This window comes from Paraburkholderia sp. GAS33 (assembly GCF_050436645.1).
In the GTDB taxonomy this organism is placed as follows: Bacteria; Pseudomonadota; Gammaproteobacteria; order Burkholderiales; family Burkholderiaceae; genus Paraburkholderia; species Paraburkholderia phenazinium_B.
Genome location: NZ_JBNDMP010000007.1, coordinates 266,174 through 280,947, shown reverse-complemented (window position 1 = coordinate 280,947; position 14,774 = coordinate 266,174). Strand labels below are relative to the sequence as shown.

Annotated in this window: 10 protein-coding genes; 4 read left to right on the top strand and 6 right to left on the bottom strand. The window is 62.9% G+C overall.

Features of this window, described 5'->3' with window-relative positions; translation table 11 throughout:
- Positions 1 to 72 precede the first annotated feature (72 nt).
- Complete coding sequence (locus tag P3T24_RS22705) at positions 73 to 2,223, bottom strand: ATP-binding protein (protein WP_429437994.1); 2,151 nt, start codon at positions 2,221 to 2,223, stop codon at positions 73 to 75.
- 252 nt (positions 2,224 to 2,475) lie between these two features.
- On the opposite strand from P3T24_RS22705, the gene P3T24_RS22700 reads away from it, so the two are divergent.
- Genes P3T24_RS22700 through P3T24_RS22690 form a run of 3 tightly spaced genes read left to right on the top strand, consistent with a single transcriptional unit; the run spans position 2,476 to position 6,951 of the window.
- Complete coding sequence (locus P3T24_RS22700; RefSeq protein ID WP_429437991.1) at positions 2,476 to 3,723, top strand: HlyD family secretion protein; 1,248 nt, start codon at positions 2,476 to 2,478, stop codon at positions 3,721 to 3,723.
- Positions 3,720 to 5,285, top strand: a complete 1,566-nt coding sequence (locus tag P3T24_RS22695) for a DHA2 family efflux MFS transporter permease subunit (protein ID WP_429405085.1) — start codon at positions 3,720 to 3,722, stop codon at positions 5,283 to 5,285. The genes P3T24_RS22700 and P3T24_RS22695 overlap by 4 nt, the downstream gene beginning before the upstream one ends.
- Before the next feature lies 1 nt (position 5,286).
- The gene (locus P3T24_RS22690; RefSeq protein WP_429437989.1) at positions 5,287 to 6,951 is read left to right on the top strand and encodes an efflux transporter outer membrane subunit; all 1,665 of its coding nucleotides are present in this window, start codon (positions 5,287 to 5,289) and stop codon (positions 6,949 to 6,951) included.
- A 17-nt stretch (positions 6,952 to 6,968) separates the two neighbouring features.
- Here the strand turns inward: P3T24_RS22690 and P3T24_RS22685 are convergent, their stop codons facing one another.
- The 3 genes from P3T24_RS22685 to glgX form a co-directional block, all read right to left on the bottom strand.
- Complete coding sequence (locus P3T24_RS22685) at positions 6,969 to 9,062, bottom strand: AI-2E family transporter (protein ID WP_429437986.1); 2,094 nt, start codon at positions 9,060 to 9,062, stop codon at positions 6,969 to 6,971.
- Complete coding sequence (locus P3T24_RS22680; protein WP_429405091.1) at positions 9,063 to 9,269, bottom strand: DUF2934 domain-containing protein; 207 nt, start codon at positions 9,267 to 9,269, stop codon at positions 9,063 to 9,065.
- Between the two features lie 180 nt (positions 9,270 to 9,449).
- Positions 9,450 to 11,678, bottom strand: a complete 2,229-nt coding sequence (glgX, locus tag P3T24_RS22675; protein ID WP_429437983.1) for a glycogen debranching protein GlgX — start codon at positions 11,676 to 11,678, stop codon at positions 9,450 to 9,452.
- A 259-nt stretch (positions 11,679 to 11,937) separates the two neighbouring features.
- On the opposite strand from glgX, the gene P3T24_RS22670 reads away from it, so the two are divergent.
- Positions 11,938 to 12,330, top strand: coding sequence for a PRC-barrel domain-containing protein (locus tag P3T24_RS22670; RefSeq protein WP_074264600.1), 393 nt, complete (start codon positions 11,938 to 11,940; stop codon positions 12,328 to 12,330).
- 59 nt (positions 12,331 to 12,389) lie between these two features.
- Here the strand turns inward: P3T24_RS22670 and P3T24_RS22665 are convergent, their stop codons facing one another.
- Together P3T24_RS22665 and P3T24_RS22660 are read right to left on the bottom strand one after the other, a co-directional pair.
- Positions 12,390 to 12,848 (bottom strand): response regulator, encoded by a 459-nt coding sequence (locus P3T24_RS22665; RefSeq protein WP_074264601.1) that lies wholly within the window; start codon positions 12,846 to 12,848, stop codon positions 12,390 to 12,392.
- 219 nt (positions 12,849 to 13,067) lie between these two features.
- A complete protein-coding gene (locus tag P3T24_RS22660) occupies positions 13,068 to 14,774 on the bottom strand; it encodes an ATP-dependent DNA ligase (protein WP_429437980.1) in 1,707 nt (568 codons plus the stop codon).

Below are 14,774 nucleotides of genomic sequence, written 5' to 3'. Positions count from 1 at the left end.
GAAAATTCAAGCGGAGAGGCTGACCTTACCTGCGACAGTCCTGCCAGTTCACCAGACTCACCCGGTTCACCGTCACTCGCAAGTCACGAGCGCATGCAGTTCGTCGATATTGAATGGCTTGGCGAGAATCGCCACGCCGATATGTTTGGCGCGTTCCAGTTCGTCGGCGTAGCCGGTCATCAAGGCGATCTTCTGGGCGGGCCAGGAAGTGCGCACCCGTTCCGCGAGGTCGACGCCGTTCAGCTTGCCGGGCATCTGGATATCGGAGAGCACCAGTTCGAAAGTCTCCCCGGCGGTGAGGACATCGAGTGCCCGGTCCGCAGTCGCTTCGTGATGCACTTCGCATCCGAAAGTTTGCAACACGGCCGCGATGCCCGCTGCGACATCCGCGTTGTCCTCCACCAGCAGCACCACGCCCTGCGCAGCGGAGTGGTCGTCGCCGGTCGCCGTGGCGACTACCGGCTGCGCCGCCCGCGCTTCGCGGTAACGCGGCAGATACAGACGCACCGTCGTGCCGCTGCCCAACACGCTGTCTATTTTCGCGGTGCCGCCCGATTGTTCGCACATCGCGAGCACCTGCGCGAGCCCGAGGCCTGTGCCCGAACCGTGCAGCTTGGTCGTGAAAAGCGGCTCGAAGGCGCGGCGCGCCACCGCCTCGGCCATGCCCTCGCCGTCATCGGAACAGGTGATGAGCACGTATTCGCCATCGGGCAGCAATGTGTCGCTCGACACCAGCCGCACGTTCTGGCAGCGAATCGCGAAGCGCCCGCCGCGCGGCATCGCATCGCGCGCGTTGACCGCGAGGTTCATGATGGCGAACTCGAGCTCGGTCGGGTCGACCAGTACGCGCCAGATCTCGTCCATCAGATTGAGCTTCACCTGCACCTTGTCGCCCACCGCCGCGTCGATCAGCGGGGCGGCGCCGGGCAGCCATTTCGCCAGCTGGACCGGCTCCTGTTTGAGCGGCTGCTTGCGCGCCACGCTCAGGAGGCGGCGCGTCAACGCCTCCGCAGTCGAGGTGGCGCGCTCTACCGCCTTCACCTCGTTTTCCATGTTGTTGAAGCCCTTGTGGCGGGCCATCTGCATGTTCGACGAGACGACCATCAGCAGATTGTTGAAGTCGTGCGCGACGTTGGCCACCAGATTGCCGAGCGCACCCATGCGTTGCAACTGACGGGTCGATGCCTCGGCGGAAAGCCGCATCGCCACTTCGCCCTGCCAGCGCTCCCAGGCCTGACGCTCGGTCTCGAGCTGGCGCAGCGAGAAGAACACCAGCAGCCAGATGGCGATGCACGGCACCACCGTGATGGTGGCGATCAGGAAGAAGTGGTGCCACCACTGCTCATAGATCGCGGAGGTGGCGTAGGCGCTCATCACATACAGCGGGTAGTCGGCGACCCGGCGGAATGCCAGCAGCCGCTCCACCCCGTCGACGCTCGAAGTCATCCGCACGTGGCCGAACAGTTCCTTGTCGCGCAACGCATCGGTAAACGGCGTATGCGCCGACAGCTCGGTGCCCGGTGGCCAGCCCGGATAACGCACCAGCAACTGGCCGTCCTGGCGGTACAGACCGAGCGCGAGCGATGGGTCGCCTCCCGTCAGGTCGCTGTAAAAACGCGAGAAATAGTCGCTGCGCAGCGCAATGGACACTTCGCCGAGGAAGCGCCCGTCTGCCGTCGAGCGGGCCAGCGTCGTGTTGAACACATCGGTCTGCGAGACCTGCCCGTACATCGGCAGCGAGAAGTACGTCGACGGGCGGATCGCCTTTGCCGAGAGGAAATCGTCGCGTGTGGCGACCGAGACGTCCGGGGCGGGAAAGACGCGGCTATTGACCAGCAGCTTGCCCGCCGGGTCGAAGATCGCAATGGCCGCCACCTGCGGGAAGTCGCCGCCAATCTCGCGCAGGTGCTGGAAGATCTCGCCTTCGTGGGCCCGGATCGCGGCCGCGTCGTCGTCACCGAGCAGGTCGAGAATACGGGCGATGATCTGCTGGTTCAGATCGAGCACCTTGACGGCCTGCTCGTCGGTCACGCGTGCGAGGCGGTCGATCATGTTGTCGGAATCGGCAATCCGGCGCTGATAGTCGAAGTATCCGTAGCCTGCGAGACAGGCGAGCGGAAACAGGATCGAGGCGACCAATACCACGAGCAGGATGCGCCGCGTTGCAGCAAAGTTGCGTAACGGCAGGGGTAAGTCGACGACGGCGCGCTCCGCATGTTGCACGTGACGATCTCCTCTGACGAATCGATAAATTCAGTGTAGGTCGAACTGGGTGGCTTGCAGGCAACGTGCCCGATACCGCGCGCGACCCTAATTCGGTTTCGCCTGACTGTACGACAGGCCGCGCCCAGACACAAACATATGGCGCTTACAGCAGGCTCTATGGCGTTCAAGGGCGTTCCGTCGCGATCCGCAAGGCAGCTGGGCACAACGATTGCTGCCGCAGCGGGCACCGCCCTATCGGAACGAATCGTCATGTCTGACCAGACCGCTCCATCCCACGGTGATGAAGACCAGCAACGCGACCGGCAATCCAGCGCCGGCGACTCCGGGCGCGCGGCGAGCGGCCAGAACGGCGCGAACGACCGGTCCACCAAGAACGACAACGGCAGCAAAAACGACAAGGACAGCAATAACGGCAACGGCAAGGACGAAAAGGATGGCAAGGACGCCAATGGCTCCGGAAAGAACAAGAGCAAAAAGCCGCTGATCATCCTTGCCATAGTGGCCGTGATCCTGCTGATCGGCGCGTTTATCTGGTGGTTCGCGACCCGCAACCAGGTCACCACCGACGACGCCTACACCGACGGCAACGCCATCACGATTGCGCCGCAAGTCTCGGGTTACGTGGTCCAGCTGGCGATCAACGACAACGTCTACGTGCACAAGGGCGAGCTGCTGGTCGTCATCGACAAGCGCGAGTATCAGGCCCAGGTGGACGCCGCCCAGGCTCAACTGGGGCTCGCGCAGGCGCAATTGAATGCGGCCCAGGTCCAGCTCGATATCGCGCGGGTGCAGTATCCGGCGCAGTACCTGCAGGCCAAGGCGCAAACCTCTTCGGCCGAGGCCAACCTGAAGCAGGCGCAGGCCGCCTACGTGCGTCAGCATGCGGTCGACCAGCGCGCCACCTCGCAGCAGAACATCGATACCGCCGACGCGCAGCAGCAAACCGCCCGCGCCAGCGTACAGCAGGCACAAGCCCAGCAGCAGACGGCGAGCCTCGTGCCGCAGCAGATCAGGCAGACCGAGGCGACGGTGGAAGAACGCCGTCAGCAGGTTCAGCAGGCTGAGGCGCAGCTCGAGCAGGCACGCCTCAATCTCTCGTACTGCGAAGTGCGGGCGCCCTCCGATGGCTGGGTTACGCGCCGCAATGTGCAGTACGGCAGCTTCCTGCAGGCGGGCGTGTCGCTGTTCTCGATCGTCACGCCGGACGTCTGGGTGACGGCCAACTTCAAGGAGTCGCAACTCGAGCGCATGCGCCCCGGCGACAAGGTGAACGTCGAGGTCGATGCGTATCCGAAGCTGGAACTGCATGGCCATATCGACAGCGTGCAGCTCGGCAGCGGCTCGGTTTTCTCGGCCTTTCCGGCGGAGAATGCGACCGGCAACTTCGTCAAGATCGTCCAGCGCGTGCCGGTGAAGATCGTGATCGACGACGGCATGCCGCGCGATCAGCCGCTCGGCCTCGGACTTTCGGTGTCGCCCAAGGTCTTCCTGAAATGAGCGAGGCCAACTGGAAGCCTGCCGGCAATCCATGGCTGATCGCGATCGTCGTGACGCTGGCCGCGTTCATGGAAGTGCTCGACACCACCATCGTCAACGTGGCGCTGCCGCATATTGCCGGCACCATGTCGGCGAGCTACGACGAAGCGACCTGGACCTTGACCTCCTACCTGGTGGCGAACGGCATCGTGTTGCCGATCTCAGGTTTCCTTGGCCGGGTGATGGGCCGCAAGCGCTATTTCCTGGTCTGCATCGTGGCGTTTACGATCTGCTCGTTCCTGTGCGGGATTGCCAGCAACCTGATGCAGCTGATCGTGTTCCGGCTGCTGCAAGGGTTCTTCGGCGGCGGTCTGCAGCCGAACCAGCAGTCGATCATTCTCGACACCTTCCCGCCTGAACAACGGGGACGCGCGTTTTCGATTTCGGCGGTGGCGATCGTGGTTGCGCCGGTGCTGGGCCCGACGCTCGGCGGCTGGATCACCGACAACTTCTCATGGCGCTGGGTCTTCCTGCTCAACGTGCCGGTGGGCATTCTCACCTCGCTCGCCGTGATGCAGCTGGTCGAAGATCCGCCGTGGCGCAACAAGGACAGCGGCAAGGTGTCGATCGACTATATCGGCATTACGCTGATCGCGATCGGTCTCGGCTGCCTGCAGGTGATGCTCGATCGCGGCGAAGACGACGACTGGTTTTCGTCGACGTTCATTCGCATCTTTGCGGCGCTGGCAGTGGCGGGCATAGCGGGGGCGATAGCATGGCTGCTCTATGCGAAGAAGCCCGTGGTGAATCTGGCGTGCATGAGGGATCGTAACTTCGCGCTTGGCTGCATCACCATGGCGGCCTTTGCGATGATGCTCTATGGCAGCGCCGTGCTCGTGCCGCAACTCGCCCAGCAGCAACTCGGCTATACCGCGACGCTGGCGGGGCTCGTGCTATCGCCAGGCGCGATTCTGATCGTCATGGAGATTCCGCTTATCAGCCGCGCGATGCCCTACGTGCAGACGCGTTTCCTTGTGGCGACCGGTTTTCTGCTGCTCGCGCTCGCCCTTGCCTACTCGCATACGCTCGTGCCGAATGTCGACTACGACACGCTCGTCAAGATGCGTAGCGCGCAGTCGATTGCAATCGGTTTTCTGTTCGTGCCGATTACGACGCTCGCCTATCTGACCGTGCCGCGCGAACTCAACGACGACGCCTCGGCGCTGTTTACGATGTTCCGTAACGTGGCGGGGTCGATCGGCATTTCGTTATCCACCGCGTTGATCCGCGAGCGCACCCAGGCGCGCATGGCGCATTTGTCGGTCCATACGACGACGCTCTCGCAGAACTACAACGACACGCTGCAGCGCACGGCGCATACGATTGCCGGCATGACCGGCCAGCCGCTCGCGCAGGCGATGAAAACCGCCGCCGGGCAGCTCTATACGACCTTCATCTCACAGGCGACCATTCTGGCTTACGTGGATGTGTTCGGCTACCTCGCACTTTTCTGCGCCATGGTCATTCCCGTGACGTTTTTCTTTTCTCCGGCCAAAGCCGCAGGCGGCGGAGGAGGACACTGATATGAGCCACGTTCGCCGCGTACGACGTGCCGCGCTCCGGCGTGCACTCCCCGTTGCACTTCCTCTTGCAGTGCTGCTCGGCGCCTGCACGGTTGGACCGCAGTTTCACGCTCCGCAAGCCGACGCGCCGGCGCAATGGCACGATCCGCAGCAGGCTGCCTCAGAGGAGGCGGCTCGTGCCGCGACGCCTGCTTCGGCTGCGGCGCCGACAGCCGCATCCGTGCCCACGATGGACTCGGATCCCGATCCGCAATGGTGGCGCAGCTTCTCGGACCCGACGCTCGATGGGCTGATCGACCGCGCCGCGCGCGACAACCTCGACCTGCAGGAGGCCGTGCTGCGCATCGTCGAAGCACGCACCCAGGAGCAGAGCGCGGCTGCGCAGGGTCTGCCCAACGTACGCGCAAGCGGTAGCTATCAGCGCGAACAGCTCGGCGCGAAGGGCTTTCTGGAATCCGATGGCGTCTACAACAAGGTCGATCAACTGGGCGCGCCGAACTCGCCGGTCAACCAGATCGCCCCTGGGGCGGGCGCTACGCTGGAAAACGGCGCCAACAATGTCCTTAACCAGCTGACCGCGCCGATCAACCTATGGCAGGTCGGCTTCGATGCGTCATGGGAGCTGGATCTGTTCGGCCGGGTACGCCGCTCGGTCGAGGCCGCGCATGCGCAAACCGAAGAGGCGGTGGAAAGCCGCAACGACGCACTGGTGTCGCTCGAGGCCGAGGTCGCACAAACCTATATGCAGTTGCGCGGCGCCCAGGCATTGCGGCAGATTACCCAAAGCCTCGTCGATCAGCAGCGCGATATCGTCGCGTTGACGCAAAGTCAGGCGAAGGTGGGGCTTGCGAGTCAGCTCGATGTAAAAAGTGCGACAGCGCAATACGCGCAGACCCAGGCGCAGTTGCCCCAATACGATCAGCAGATCCAGCAGGCGCTCAATGGCCTCGCCTATCTGCTCGGCGAGCCGCCGGGCTCGCTCGCGGATGAACTGTCCGCGCCTGCCGCGGTGCCGCCTGTACCGCCGAGCGTGCCGGTCGGCATGCCGTCGACACTGGCGCGCCGACGTCCGGACATCCGCCGGGCCGAGGCGAGTCTGCATGCGGCCACCGCCGATGTCGGCGTCGCGGTGGCGCAGTTCTACCCGGATATCTCGCTGACCGGCCAGGTCGGCACGCGCGCCACAAACGCGAGCGGTTTGACACACTGGTCGAGCCTGTTCTATTCATTCGGGCCGAGCATCTCGCTGCCGATCTTCGAGGGCGGCTCGCTGGTGGCCAACCTCCATCTGTCGCAAGCGCAACAGCAGCAGGCTGCACTGGATTACCGCAAGACGGTGCTGATGGCGTTGCGCGATGTCGACAACGCCCTCGCTGTCTACCGTACCGATCAGGCGCGCCAGGTGTCGCTGGGCGACAGCGTCGCGGCGCAGCAGGCCGCCTTCGAACTCGCGCGCGACAGCTACCGCAAGGGCCTCGTTACTTTTATCAACGTGCTCGACGCAGAACGGCAGTTAAGCGATGCGCAGCAGCAGTACGCGCAGGAAACCATGCAGGTCAGCACTGACCTCGTGGCACTGTACAAGGCGTTGGGCGGCGGATGGCAAGCTGGTGGGAATGCGACAGGCGCGACGGATGCGGTCCCGGCGAAAGCGCCGGGCGGTTGAGGATGGTACTTCCAGAACTACGCCGCGATATCGTCAACCGTCTGCGCCGGTTCCATTTCCACCGGAACGGTAGCGGCGATCCGGCAGCACGCATTCAGCATGTCCTGCATCGACGTTGCGTAGCAGTCCGCACCGATCGCGCTTTGCAGATCGTCGCTCCACTTTTCCGGCTGCCCTTGCGGCCACAGGCCAACGACAATCGACGCATCAGGCAGGCGCTGACGAACCCGCCTCACGAGATAGCGCAGATGCGAAGGAATACCCTCGATGTTCAGATAGAACAGGCATACGATGGTCACCGCCGACGTATCGAGCGTATCGATGGCAGTGCGCGACGCGGCTTCATGCGGCAGCGAGCGGCAATTCAGATCGTGCTTGCCGAGCAGTTGCAGCAGCAGGCTGGTCGCCAGTTGATCGAGCGGACCGCGTCCGGCGATGCATAGCACCTGATGGCCAGCCCGATTGCGTTCGGCGCGCTCACGCTGGATACGCGTCTCATCGCTCGTGTTGCCGGCCGTGCCTTGACCTGCCCCCATGCCCGCTTCACCTTCGCTCGCCGCCGCTTTCGCTCTGGCTTCGCGCTCGACGCTCGCTTCATCCACGGGCAATCGCGACCGTTCGTCGGACGGCCCGACTGCCGCCCAGTTTTCCTCGGGTTGATCGAGCCTGGGATCGCGATCGGGGAAGCTATCGAGCCCTTCGGCCAGGTCGTTAGTGGTGGATTCGATCCGTGCGAGTTGCGCGGCGGTGACGCTACCGCGCTGCACGTCGTTGGCCGCCAGTTGCAAACCTTTGAGAGCGACTTCATCGTAATACGCGCAGAGCGAGCGCTCGCGCAGCAGACTCTCGGCTTGTGCAAGCGCCTCATCCGGATCGCCGGCCAGCGCACGCTGATAGAAGTTCTCGATCGGCGTGAGCGCGGGTTGATCACCTAGTAGCACGTCGAGAAACTCGAGCCGTCGAACATGACGGCCCAATACCAGCAGACATAAGGTCAAGGGCGTGGAGAGGATCAGTCCGATAGGCCCCCAGATCCAGCTCCAGAAAATCGCGGCGACCACGACGGAAAACGGCGAAAGACCCGTGCTGTGTCCGTACAGCAAAGGCTCGACCACTTGCCCAACCAGCACTTCGACGCTTACGAAGAGCGCCAGCGACCAGATCGCCATCGACCAGCCGGGACTCACCGCTGCGGCCAGAGCGGTGGCAAGCACGGCCGAAATCCAGATGCCCACGTATGGCACGAGCCGCAAGAGCGCGGCCATGATGCCCCACAGGATAGGGCTCGGCACTCCGATCAGAGAAAGGCCGATGCCGATCACCACGCCCACCCCGGCATTCACGCCGAGCTGCGAAACGAAGTAGCGGCTCAGACGACGCGCGGCCTCGTCCATCACGGTCGTCGTGCGATGCAGATCGCGCGAACCGAACAGACGGATCGCACGGTCACGCAGATCGTCGCGCTGCAGCAGAATCACGATCGTCACGACGAAAACGATAAACGCGGTTTCAAGCGGGCTAATGGCAGGTGTCAGAAAACGCCGCGCGAGTTCGAACGGCGTGGGCACCGGCTCGCGCACCACGACGGGCATCGCGGCGGGTGCCTGTGCATCGGATGATGGCGCCACGGCACTGCGCGAGGCCGGTGGCGGCGCGGGGGACGGCTGCTGCTGCGGCTCGGTGACACGCTGCAGCGCCTGACCGGCTGTGCCCATCAGGCGGTCGAGCTTGCCGATGGTCAGGTTGTGCGCGGTATCGAGCTTGCGCTCGATGGTGGCTTCGTAATGCGGCCCGTTGGCGACGAGTTCGGTGAGCTGAGTCCCGATCACGCTGGCGAGCAGCACAATGACCGAGACTGACAGCAGCACCGCGGCAAACACCGAGGCGACGTGTCCCAGGCGGATACGCAACAACGCATTCGCCAATGGCGCGACGAGGAAACTGAGCAGGATCGCGAGCGTGATCGGAATCAGCACGTCGCGCGCGAAGTAAAGCGCGGCGACGGCCAACACGCCAACCGCCAGCGTGATCAGCCCCTCGATGCCCAGCGCGGTGCTCGGAGCAATACGTGTCGCCGTGCGCGTCAAGCGTGGGTCGTCGAAGTCCCGCATCTATTCCTTGTGTGTCGGCGTTACCGTCACACCCGTATGCGAGTCGCCCTCCGCGCCCATCGATTCCTTCTCGACTTCAGCACGCGCCTGCTCCCAGTATTCGTCCGGGTTGCCCTTGGGGTCGGTCGCCTGTTCCCACAGGTAGTACGCGCGGGTGCGAATCTTTTCTTCGGTGCTGCTCGTTTCGAGTTCGTGGTCCTGTGCCATCTTGCCCTCCTGGGCGTTTTGCCTTGAGCCTGCTTTGGTCGGAGCGACCGCTGCTGCGTTCTTCATTGCCTGGATTTTCTTCGCTGGCTTGCACCAGAGAATCAGGCGAGTGCAAAGGCACGCGGCGGTGCCTGCGTTTACATGTTCAGCAAGCCCTATACCTGGCGTTACGGACCGTGCTTAGCTCGTTTTGCCGGGATCATCGGTGGTCAACTGCTGCTCGAGTCCGTCCAATACCCGCTGGGTTGCACGGCTTGAAGCGTCGAGCGCGAACAACAGCAGCGAGCGGCCGGTGACCTGGTAAGACGCGCCAGCAGAAAATGCCGGCAGTTCGTCGCGTACCGGCATGTTCGTGTCGAGGAGGCAGGTCCATTGATCGCCCTCGGGAACATCCGGCAACGTGAAATTGACCACGTCGTGATGCGCGTTGAGGACCAGCAGCAGTGTCGCGTCGGAGGCTGGCCGGCGAATGCCGCTCGCCTGGGCACGGCCGTCGATCACGAGGCCAAAGCAGCGCATCGCGGCGTCGTCCCATTGTTCCTGCGAGAGATCCTCGCCAGTCGGCGACAGCCAGCGGGTATCGGTCACCTCCAGGGCAGCGTTGTATTCGCCGGTCAGAAAGCGGCCGCGCCGCAGCACCGGCAAGCGATGCCGCAAGGTGGTGAGGTTCTTGACGAACTCCGTCAACGCGCGCCCGTCGTCGTCGATCCCTTCCCAGTCGAGCCAGCTGATCTCGTTGTCCTGACAATAGGCGTTGTTGTTACCCTTCTGGGTGCGGCCGAATTCGTCGCCGGCGAGGATCATCGGCGTACCTTGCGAAAGCAGCAACGTGGCCAGCAGGTTGCGCTTCTGACGCTCGCGCTGCTGGCGGATATCCGGATCGTCGGTAGGGCCTTCCACGCCGAAATTCCACGACTTGTTATCGGAGTGGCCGTCCTTGTTGTCCTCGCCGTTCGCCTCGTTGTGCTTGTCGTTGTACGAAACGAGATCGTTCGTGGTGAAGCCGTCGTGGGCCGCGATGAAATTTACGCTGGCCCATGGACGCCGGCCGCGCCGGTTGAACTTGTCGCCGGAGCCGGTAAGGCGCTTGGCGAGATCGGGCACCATACCCTCATCGCCTTTCCAGAAAGCGCGGGTGGTATCGCGGAAGCGGTCGTTCCACTCTGCCCAGCCCGGCGGAAAGCCGCCCACCTGATAGCCGCCCGGACCGCAATCCCAAGGCTCGGCAATCAGACGCACGCTCGAGAGCACCGGATCCTGCCGGCAGCTGTCGAGAAAGCCGCCGCCTTCATCGAAACCATGCGGCTCGCGACCGAGAATCGTGGCGAGATCGAAGCGGAAACCATCCACTTTCATTTCGCTTACCCAGTAGCGCAAGCTGTCGGTGACCATCTGCAGCACACGCGGATGGGACAGGTTCAGCGTGTTGCCGGTACCGGTGTCGTTGATGTAATAGCGCGGTTCATCCGGCATCAGACGGTAGTACGAAGCGTTGTCGATGCCCTTGAACGAGATCGTAGGGCCGCGTTCGTTGCCTTCGGCGGTGTGGTTGTACACAACGTCGAGGATCACTTCGAGATTGGCGTTATGGAAACGGTCGACCATCGCCTTGAATTCTTCCAACGATGCATTCGCGCTCGCGAAAAAACGCGGGTCAGCCGCAAAGAAGCCAATCGTGTTGTAGCCCCAGTAGTTCGTCAGACCTTTATCGAGCAGATAACTGTCGTTGACGTACATGTGGATGGGCAGCAGTTCGACGGTGGTGACGCCTAGCCCCTTGATGTAGTCGATCACCGGTTGCTGGCCGAGGCCGGCGAACGTGCCGCGCAGATTTTCCGGCACGGCGGGATGGCGTTGCGTGAAACCGCGCACATGCGTCTCGTAGACAATCACGCGTTCCCACGGCAGCGCATTGCGCTCGGGGTGGCTCCACGAGAAATTGGCGTCCACCACCTTGCACTTCGGCACGAAGGGGGCGCTGTCGCGCTCGTCGAAGGACAGGTCGCCGTCTTCGTGATCGAGCGTGTAGCCGAAGATTTCCGGCCCCCACTTCAGATCGCCAATATGCGCCTTGGCGTACGGGTCGAGCAGCAGTTTGTTCGGATTGAAGCGATGGCCTTCCTCGGGTGCATACGGGCCATGCACGCGGTAGCCATAGATCGCACCGGGTTTCAGATCCGGCACGAAGACATGCCAGACCTCATCGGTATATTCGGGAAGTTCGATGCGCTCAATTTCCTTCTCGCCCGTTGAATCGAACAGACAGAGTTCGACCTTTGTCGCATGCGCGGAAAACAATGCGAAATTGACGCCGACGCCGTTCCAGGTCGCGCCCAGCGGGTAAGGGACGCCTTCCGCGATGCGTGCGGCGTATTGAGCGGGAGGAGTTTGGGAGGCCTCACGTGACATGTTTTTTCCTTGGACGATGGGAGTGATTGCACGGGAGCCTGTGCGAAAGACTAACTTAAGCAAGTTATGGTCCCGAACGGCCGATATCCCTTCGCACATTGTTTAGCACGCGCTGTTTGAATCGTGCCACGTGGCAAGGCATGCGTTTTGCCTCTACCTCTTACGCGCATGAATCAGCACGGCGACTTGGGTAGGTCCGCGCTGTCTTTTGCATGACTAAACCAGACGCGCCTCGTCAGGCGCCCCGAGGGTGGACACCATGACACGAACATCGAAGATGCAATTTGCGGCGGGTGTGCTCGCCGCCCTGCTCTCTTGCGGAGCTTTCGCGCAGGGAGCGCCGCAAGCAGTCACTGAAAAACGAACCGACGTCGTGCAACTCGGCAGCGGTTACCGCGCCTCTAAACTGCACGGCGCATCGGTGTACAACCGCAACAAGGATGACATCGGTACGCTCGACGACCTGATCGTCGCGCCGGGCGATCACAGCACGTATGCCATCCTGTCGGTGGGAGGATTTCTGGGGATGGACAAGCACCTGGTCGCGGTGCCGTTTGCCGAGCTGCAGATCGAGAACCGCCAGGTGATGCTGCCCGAGGCTACGAAGAAGTCGCTCGAGGCGCTGCCTGAATTCAAGTACGCGCCTGATTGAATGAAGAGGGTTTTTGCAGCGCGGGTTGTACGCAGGTGCGCGGGATCGGCCGCTGCCAGTTACAGCGGGCCGTCTGCCCTGCTTGTCGTTGCGGCTTCCAGCACGCGTAACAGACGCTGCGGCGTGAGCGGCTTCGCGCAATGCGCGTCGAAGCCCACAGCTTTCGCTCGAGCCCGATCATTTGCCGATGAGAACGCGGTACACGCAACCAGCAGCATATGCGACGTGGAAGGATGAGCCCGCAGCCGCCGTGCGAGCTCTAAACCGTCAAGTCCCGGCATCTTGATGTCGAGCACTACCGCGAACGGTTGCCAGTCCCCTGCCACATCGCAAACCGTCAAAGGGTCTTCGAGTGCGCGGCATTCGAAACCATCCGCATTGAGCAGCAATTGCAATGCGTCGGCCGCTTCGCGGTAGTCGTCGACCACCAGCACGCGGCGATGCGATGCCAATGCTTCACCGATTGGCCGCCACACCACTACGTCGTCGCTATCATTGATTCCGTCGTCTGCAGTCACTGCATTCTCCCCTGTGCCACAAGCGAGCACATCGGACGTCGGCCGCAAGATTCGATCCTGATGGTGCCTGCAAGCAGGCGAAGCGACCGGTCCAAAGGAGCAAGAAGTATCAAAATGCACAAGCGCTGACCAGCCTGGGAAACCCCTTGTGTGCGCAACCAGAGCCATCACGCCACGCATCTGGCATGGCTCTCAGGGAAAATCCCGAGTGGGTTCGCGTCAGGCGGAGCGATCGTCGATAAAGCCTTTTAACATTGCCAGCGAATCGGCATCTTCGATCGTCTTGTCCGTGCGCCAGCGCAGCATGCGTGGAAAACGTACCGCTACGCCCGACTTGTGCCGCGGACTCGCCTGAATGCCTTCGAAGCCGATTTCAAACACGAGCGTCGGCGTCACGCTGCGCACAGGGCCGAATTTTTCTATCGTCGTTTTGCGTACGATCGCATCGACCTGGCGCATCTCTTCATCGGTGAGACCAGAATAGGCCTTGGCAAACGGCACCAGTGTGCGCACGCCATCGGCTTCGTCCCATACGGCGAAAGTAAAATCGGTGTAGAGACTCGCGCGACGGCCGTGTCCGCGTTGTGCATAGACCAGCACGGCATCGACCGCGTAGGGATCGATCTTCCACTTCCACCACGTGCCCGAGGCCTTGGTGCGACCCACGCCGTACATCGACTGACGCTCCTTCAGCATCAAGCCTTCTACGCCGCGGGCCCGGCTTTCGTCGCGCAACTGTGCGAGCGCAGTCCAGTCGGGCGCCTCCACCAATGGCGAGACTCGCAGCAGATCGCGGATCTGCGAACCGTCGAGCGAAACCGCCAGCGCTTCGAGTTGTGCGCGGCGCTGCGCGAGCGGCGTCATGCGCAAATCGTTGCCCTGTGCTTCGAGCAGATCGTAGGCGAGGAACGCGGCGGGTGAATCGGCGAGAATTTTCTTCGTGAGGGTTTTGCGCGCGATGCGCGGTTGCAGCCGGGCAAACGGCAACGGCGCCAATGCATCCGGTTCCCACGCCAGAATCTCGCCATCGAGCACGAAGCCATCCGGCAACGCTTCGCCCAGCGCGGTGACTTCGGGAAAGCGCGCGGTGATCAGATCTTCGCCGCGCGACCACAGCCATACCTGGCCGGCACGTTTGACCAGTTGCGCACGAATGCCATCCCACTTCCATTCGATCTGCCAGTGTTGCGGGTCGCCCAGCGTCTGCGGTTCGGCCTGCAGCGGATGCGCGAGAAAGAATGGGTACGGCAGACCGAGGTCGCTGTCGTTCGCCGCACCGAGGGGCGTGCCCTGCTCCGCTTCGTTCGTGGCGTCGCCATTTGCTGCATGGGTAGGCTCCGGTGCTATCAGGCGAAGATAGCGTGCGGCATCGGGTGTTTGTTGCGAATCGGTCCAGCCCACCATGCGCTGTGCGATTCGTTTGTGATCGACGCCTGCCACTTCGGCGAGCGCACGCACCACCAGTTGCCGTGCCACGCCAACCCGAAAGCCACCGCCGATCAGTTTGGTCAGCAGAAACCGCCCGCCCCAGTCGAGTTCGTCCCAGTACGCGAGGAGCCGCGTGCGCAGTTCTTCGGGCGCGACGCCACGCAAGGTCAGCACGCGCTGCTCGATCCACTGCGTGAGCCCCAACTCCGAGATGCGCTGCGCCGGCGGCAGAATATGCGCGATGGTCTCGGCCAGATCGCCGACCGCCTGGTACGACTCCTCGAAGAGCCACGCCGGCAAACCTGCGCGCTCGCAGGCGATTTCTCGCAGCAGGCGCGTCGGCACCGACTGCCGCGGTTTGCCGCCCGCCAGAAAATAGGACGCCCACGCGGCATCCTCAGGCGCCGCCGCGCTGAAATAGGTGGTCAACGCTTCGAGCTTGTCGTGCGTCGAGGTGGTGGCATCGAGCGCGGTGTAGAGCGCAGCAAATCGTTTCAT

Coding starts and splice junctions, on each gene's coding strand:
- glgX (WP_429437983.1), bottom strand. CDS start 11,678: ATGTCACGTGAGGCCTCCCAAACTCCTCCCGCTCAATACGCCGCACGC.
- P3T24_RS22700 (WP_429437991.1), top strand. CDS start 2,476: ATGTCTGACCAGACCGCTCCATCCCACGGTGATGAAGACCAGCAACGC.
- P3T24_RS22690 (WP_429437989.1), top strand. CDS start 5,287: ATGAGCCACGTTCGCCGCGTACGACGTGCCGCGCTCCGGCGTGCACTC.
- P3T24_RS22680 (WP_429405091.1), bottom strand. CDS start 9,269: ATGGCACAGGACCACGAACTCGAAACGAGCAGCACCGAAGAAAAGATT.
- P3T24_RS22685 (WP_429437986.1), bottom strand. CDS start 9,062: ATGCGGGACTTCGACGACCCACGCTTGACGCGCACGGCGACACGTATT.
- P3T24_RS22660 (WP_429437980.1), bottom strand. CDS start 14,774: ATGAAACGATTTGCTGCGCTCTACACCGCGCTCGATGCCACCACCTCG.
- P3T24_RS22695 (WP_429405085.1), top strand. CDS start 3,720: ATGAGCGAGGCCAACTGGAAGCCTGCCGGCAATCCATGGCTGATCGCG.
- P3T24_RS22670 (WP_074264600.1), top strand. CDS start 11,938: ATGACACGAACATCGAAGATGCAATTTGCGGCGGGTGTGCTCGCCGCC.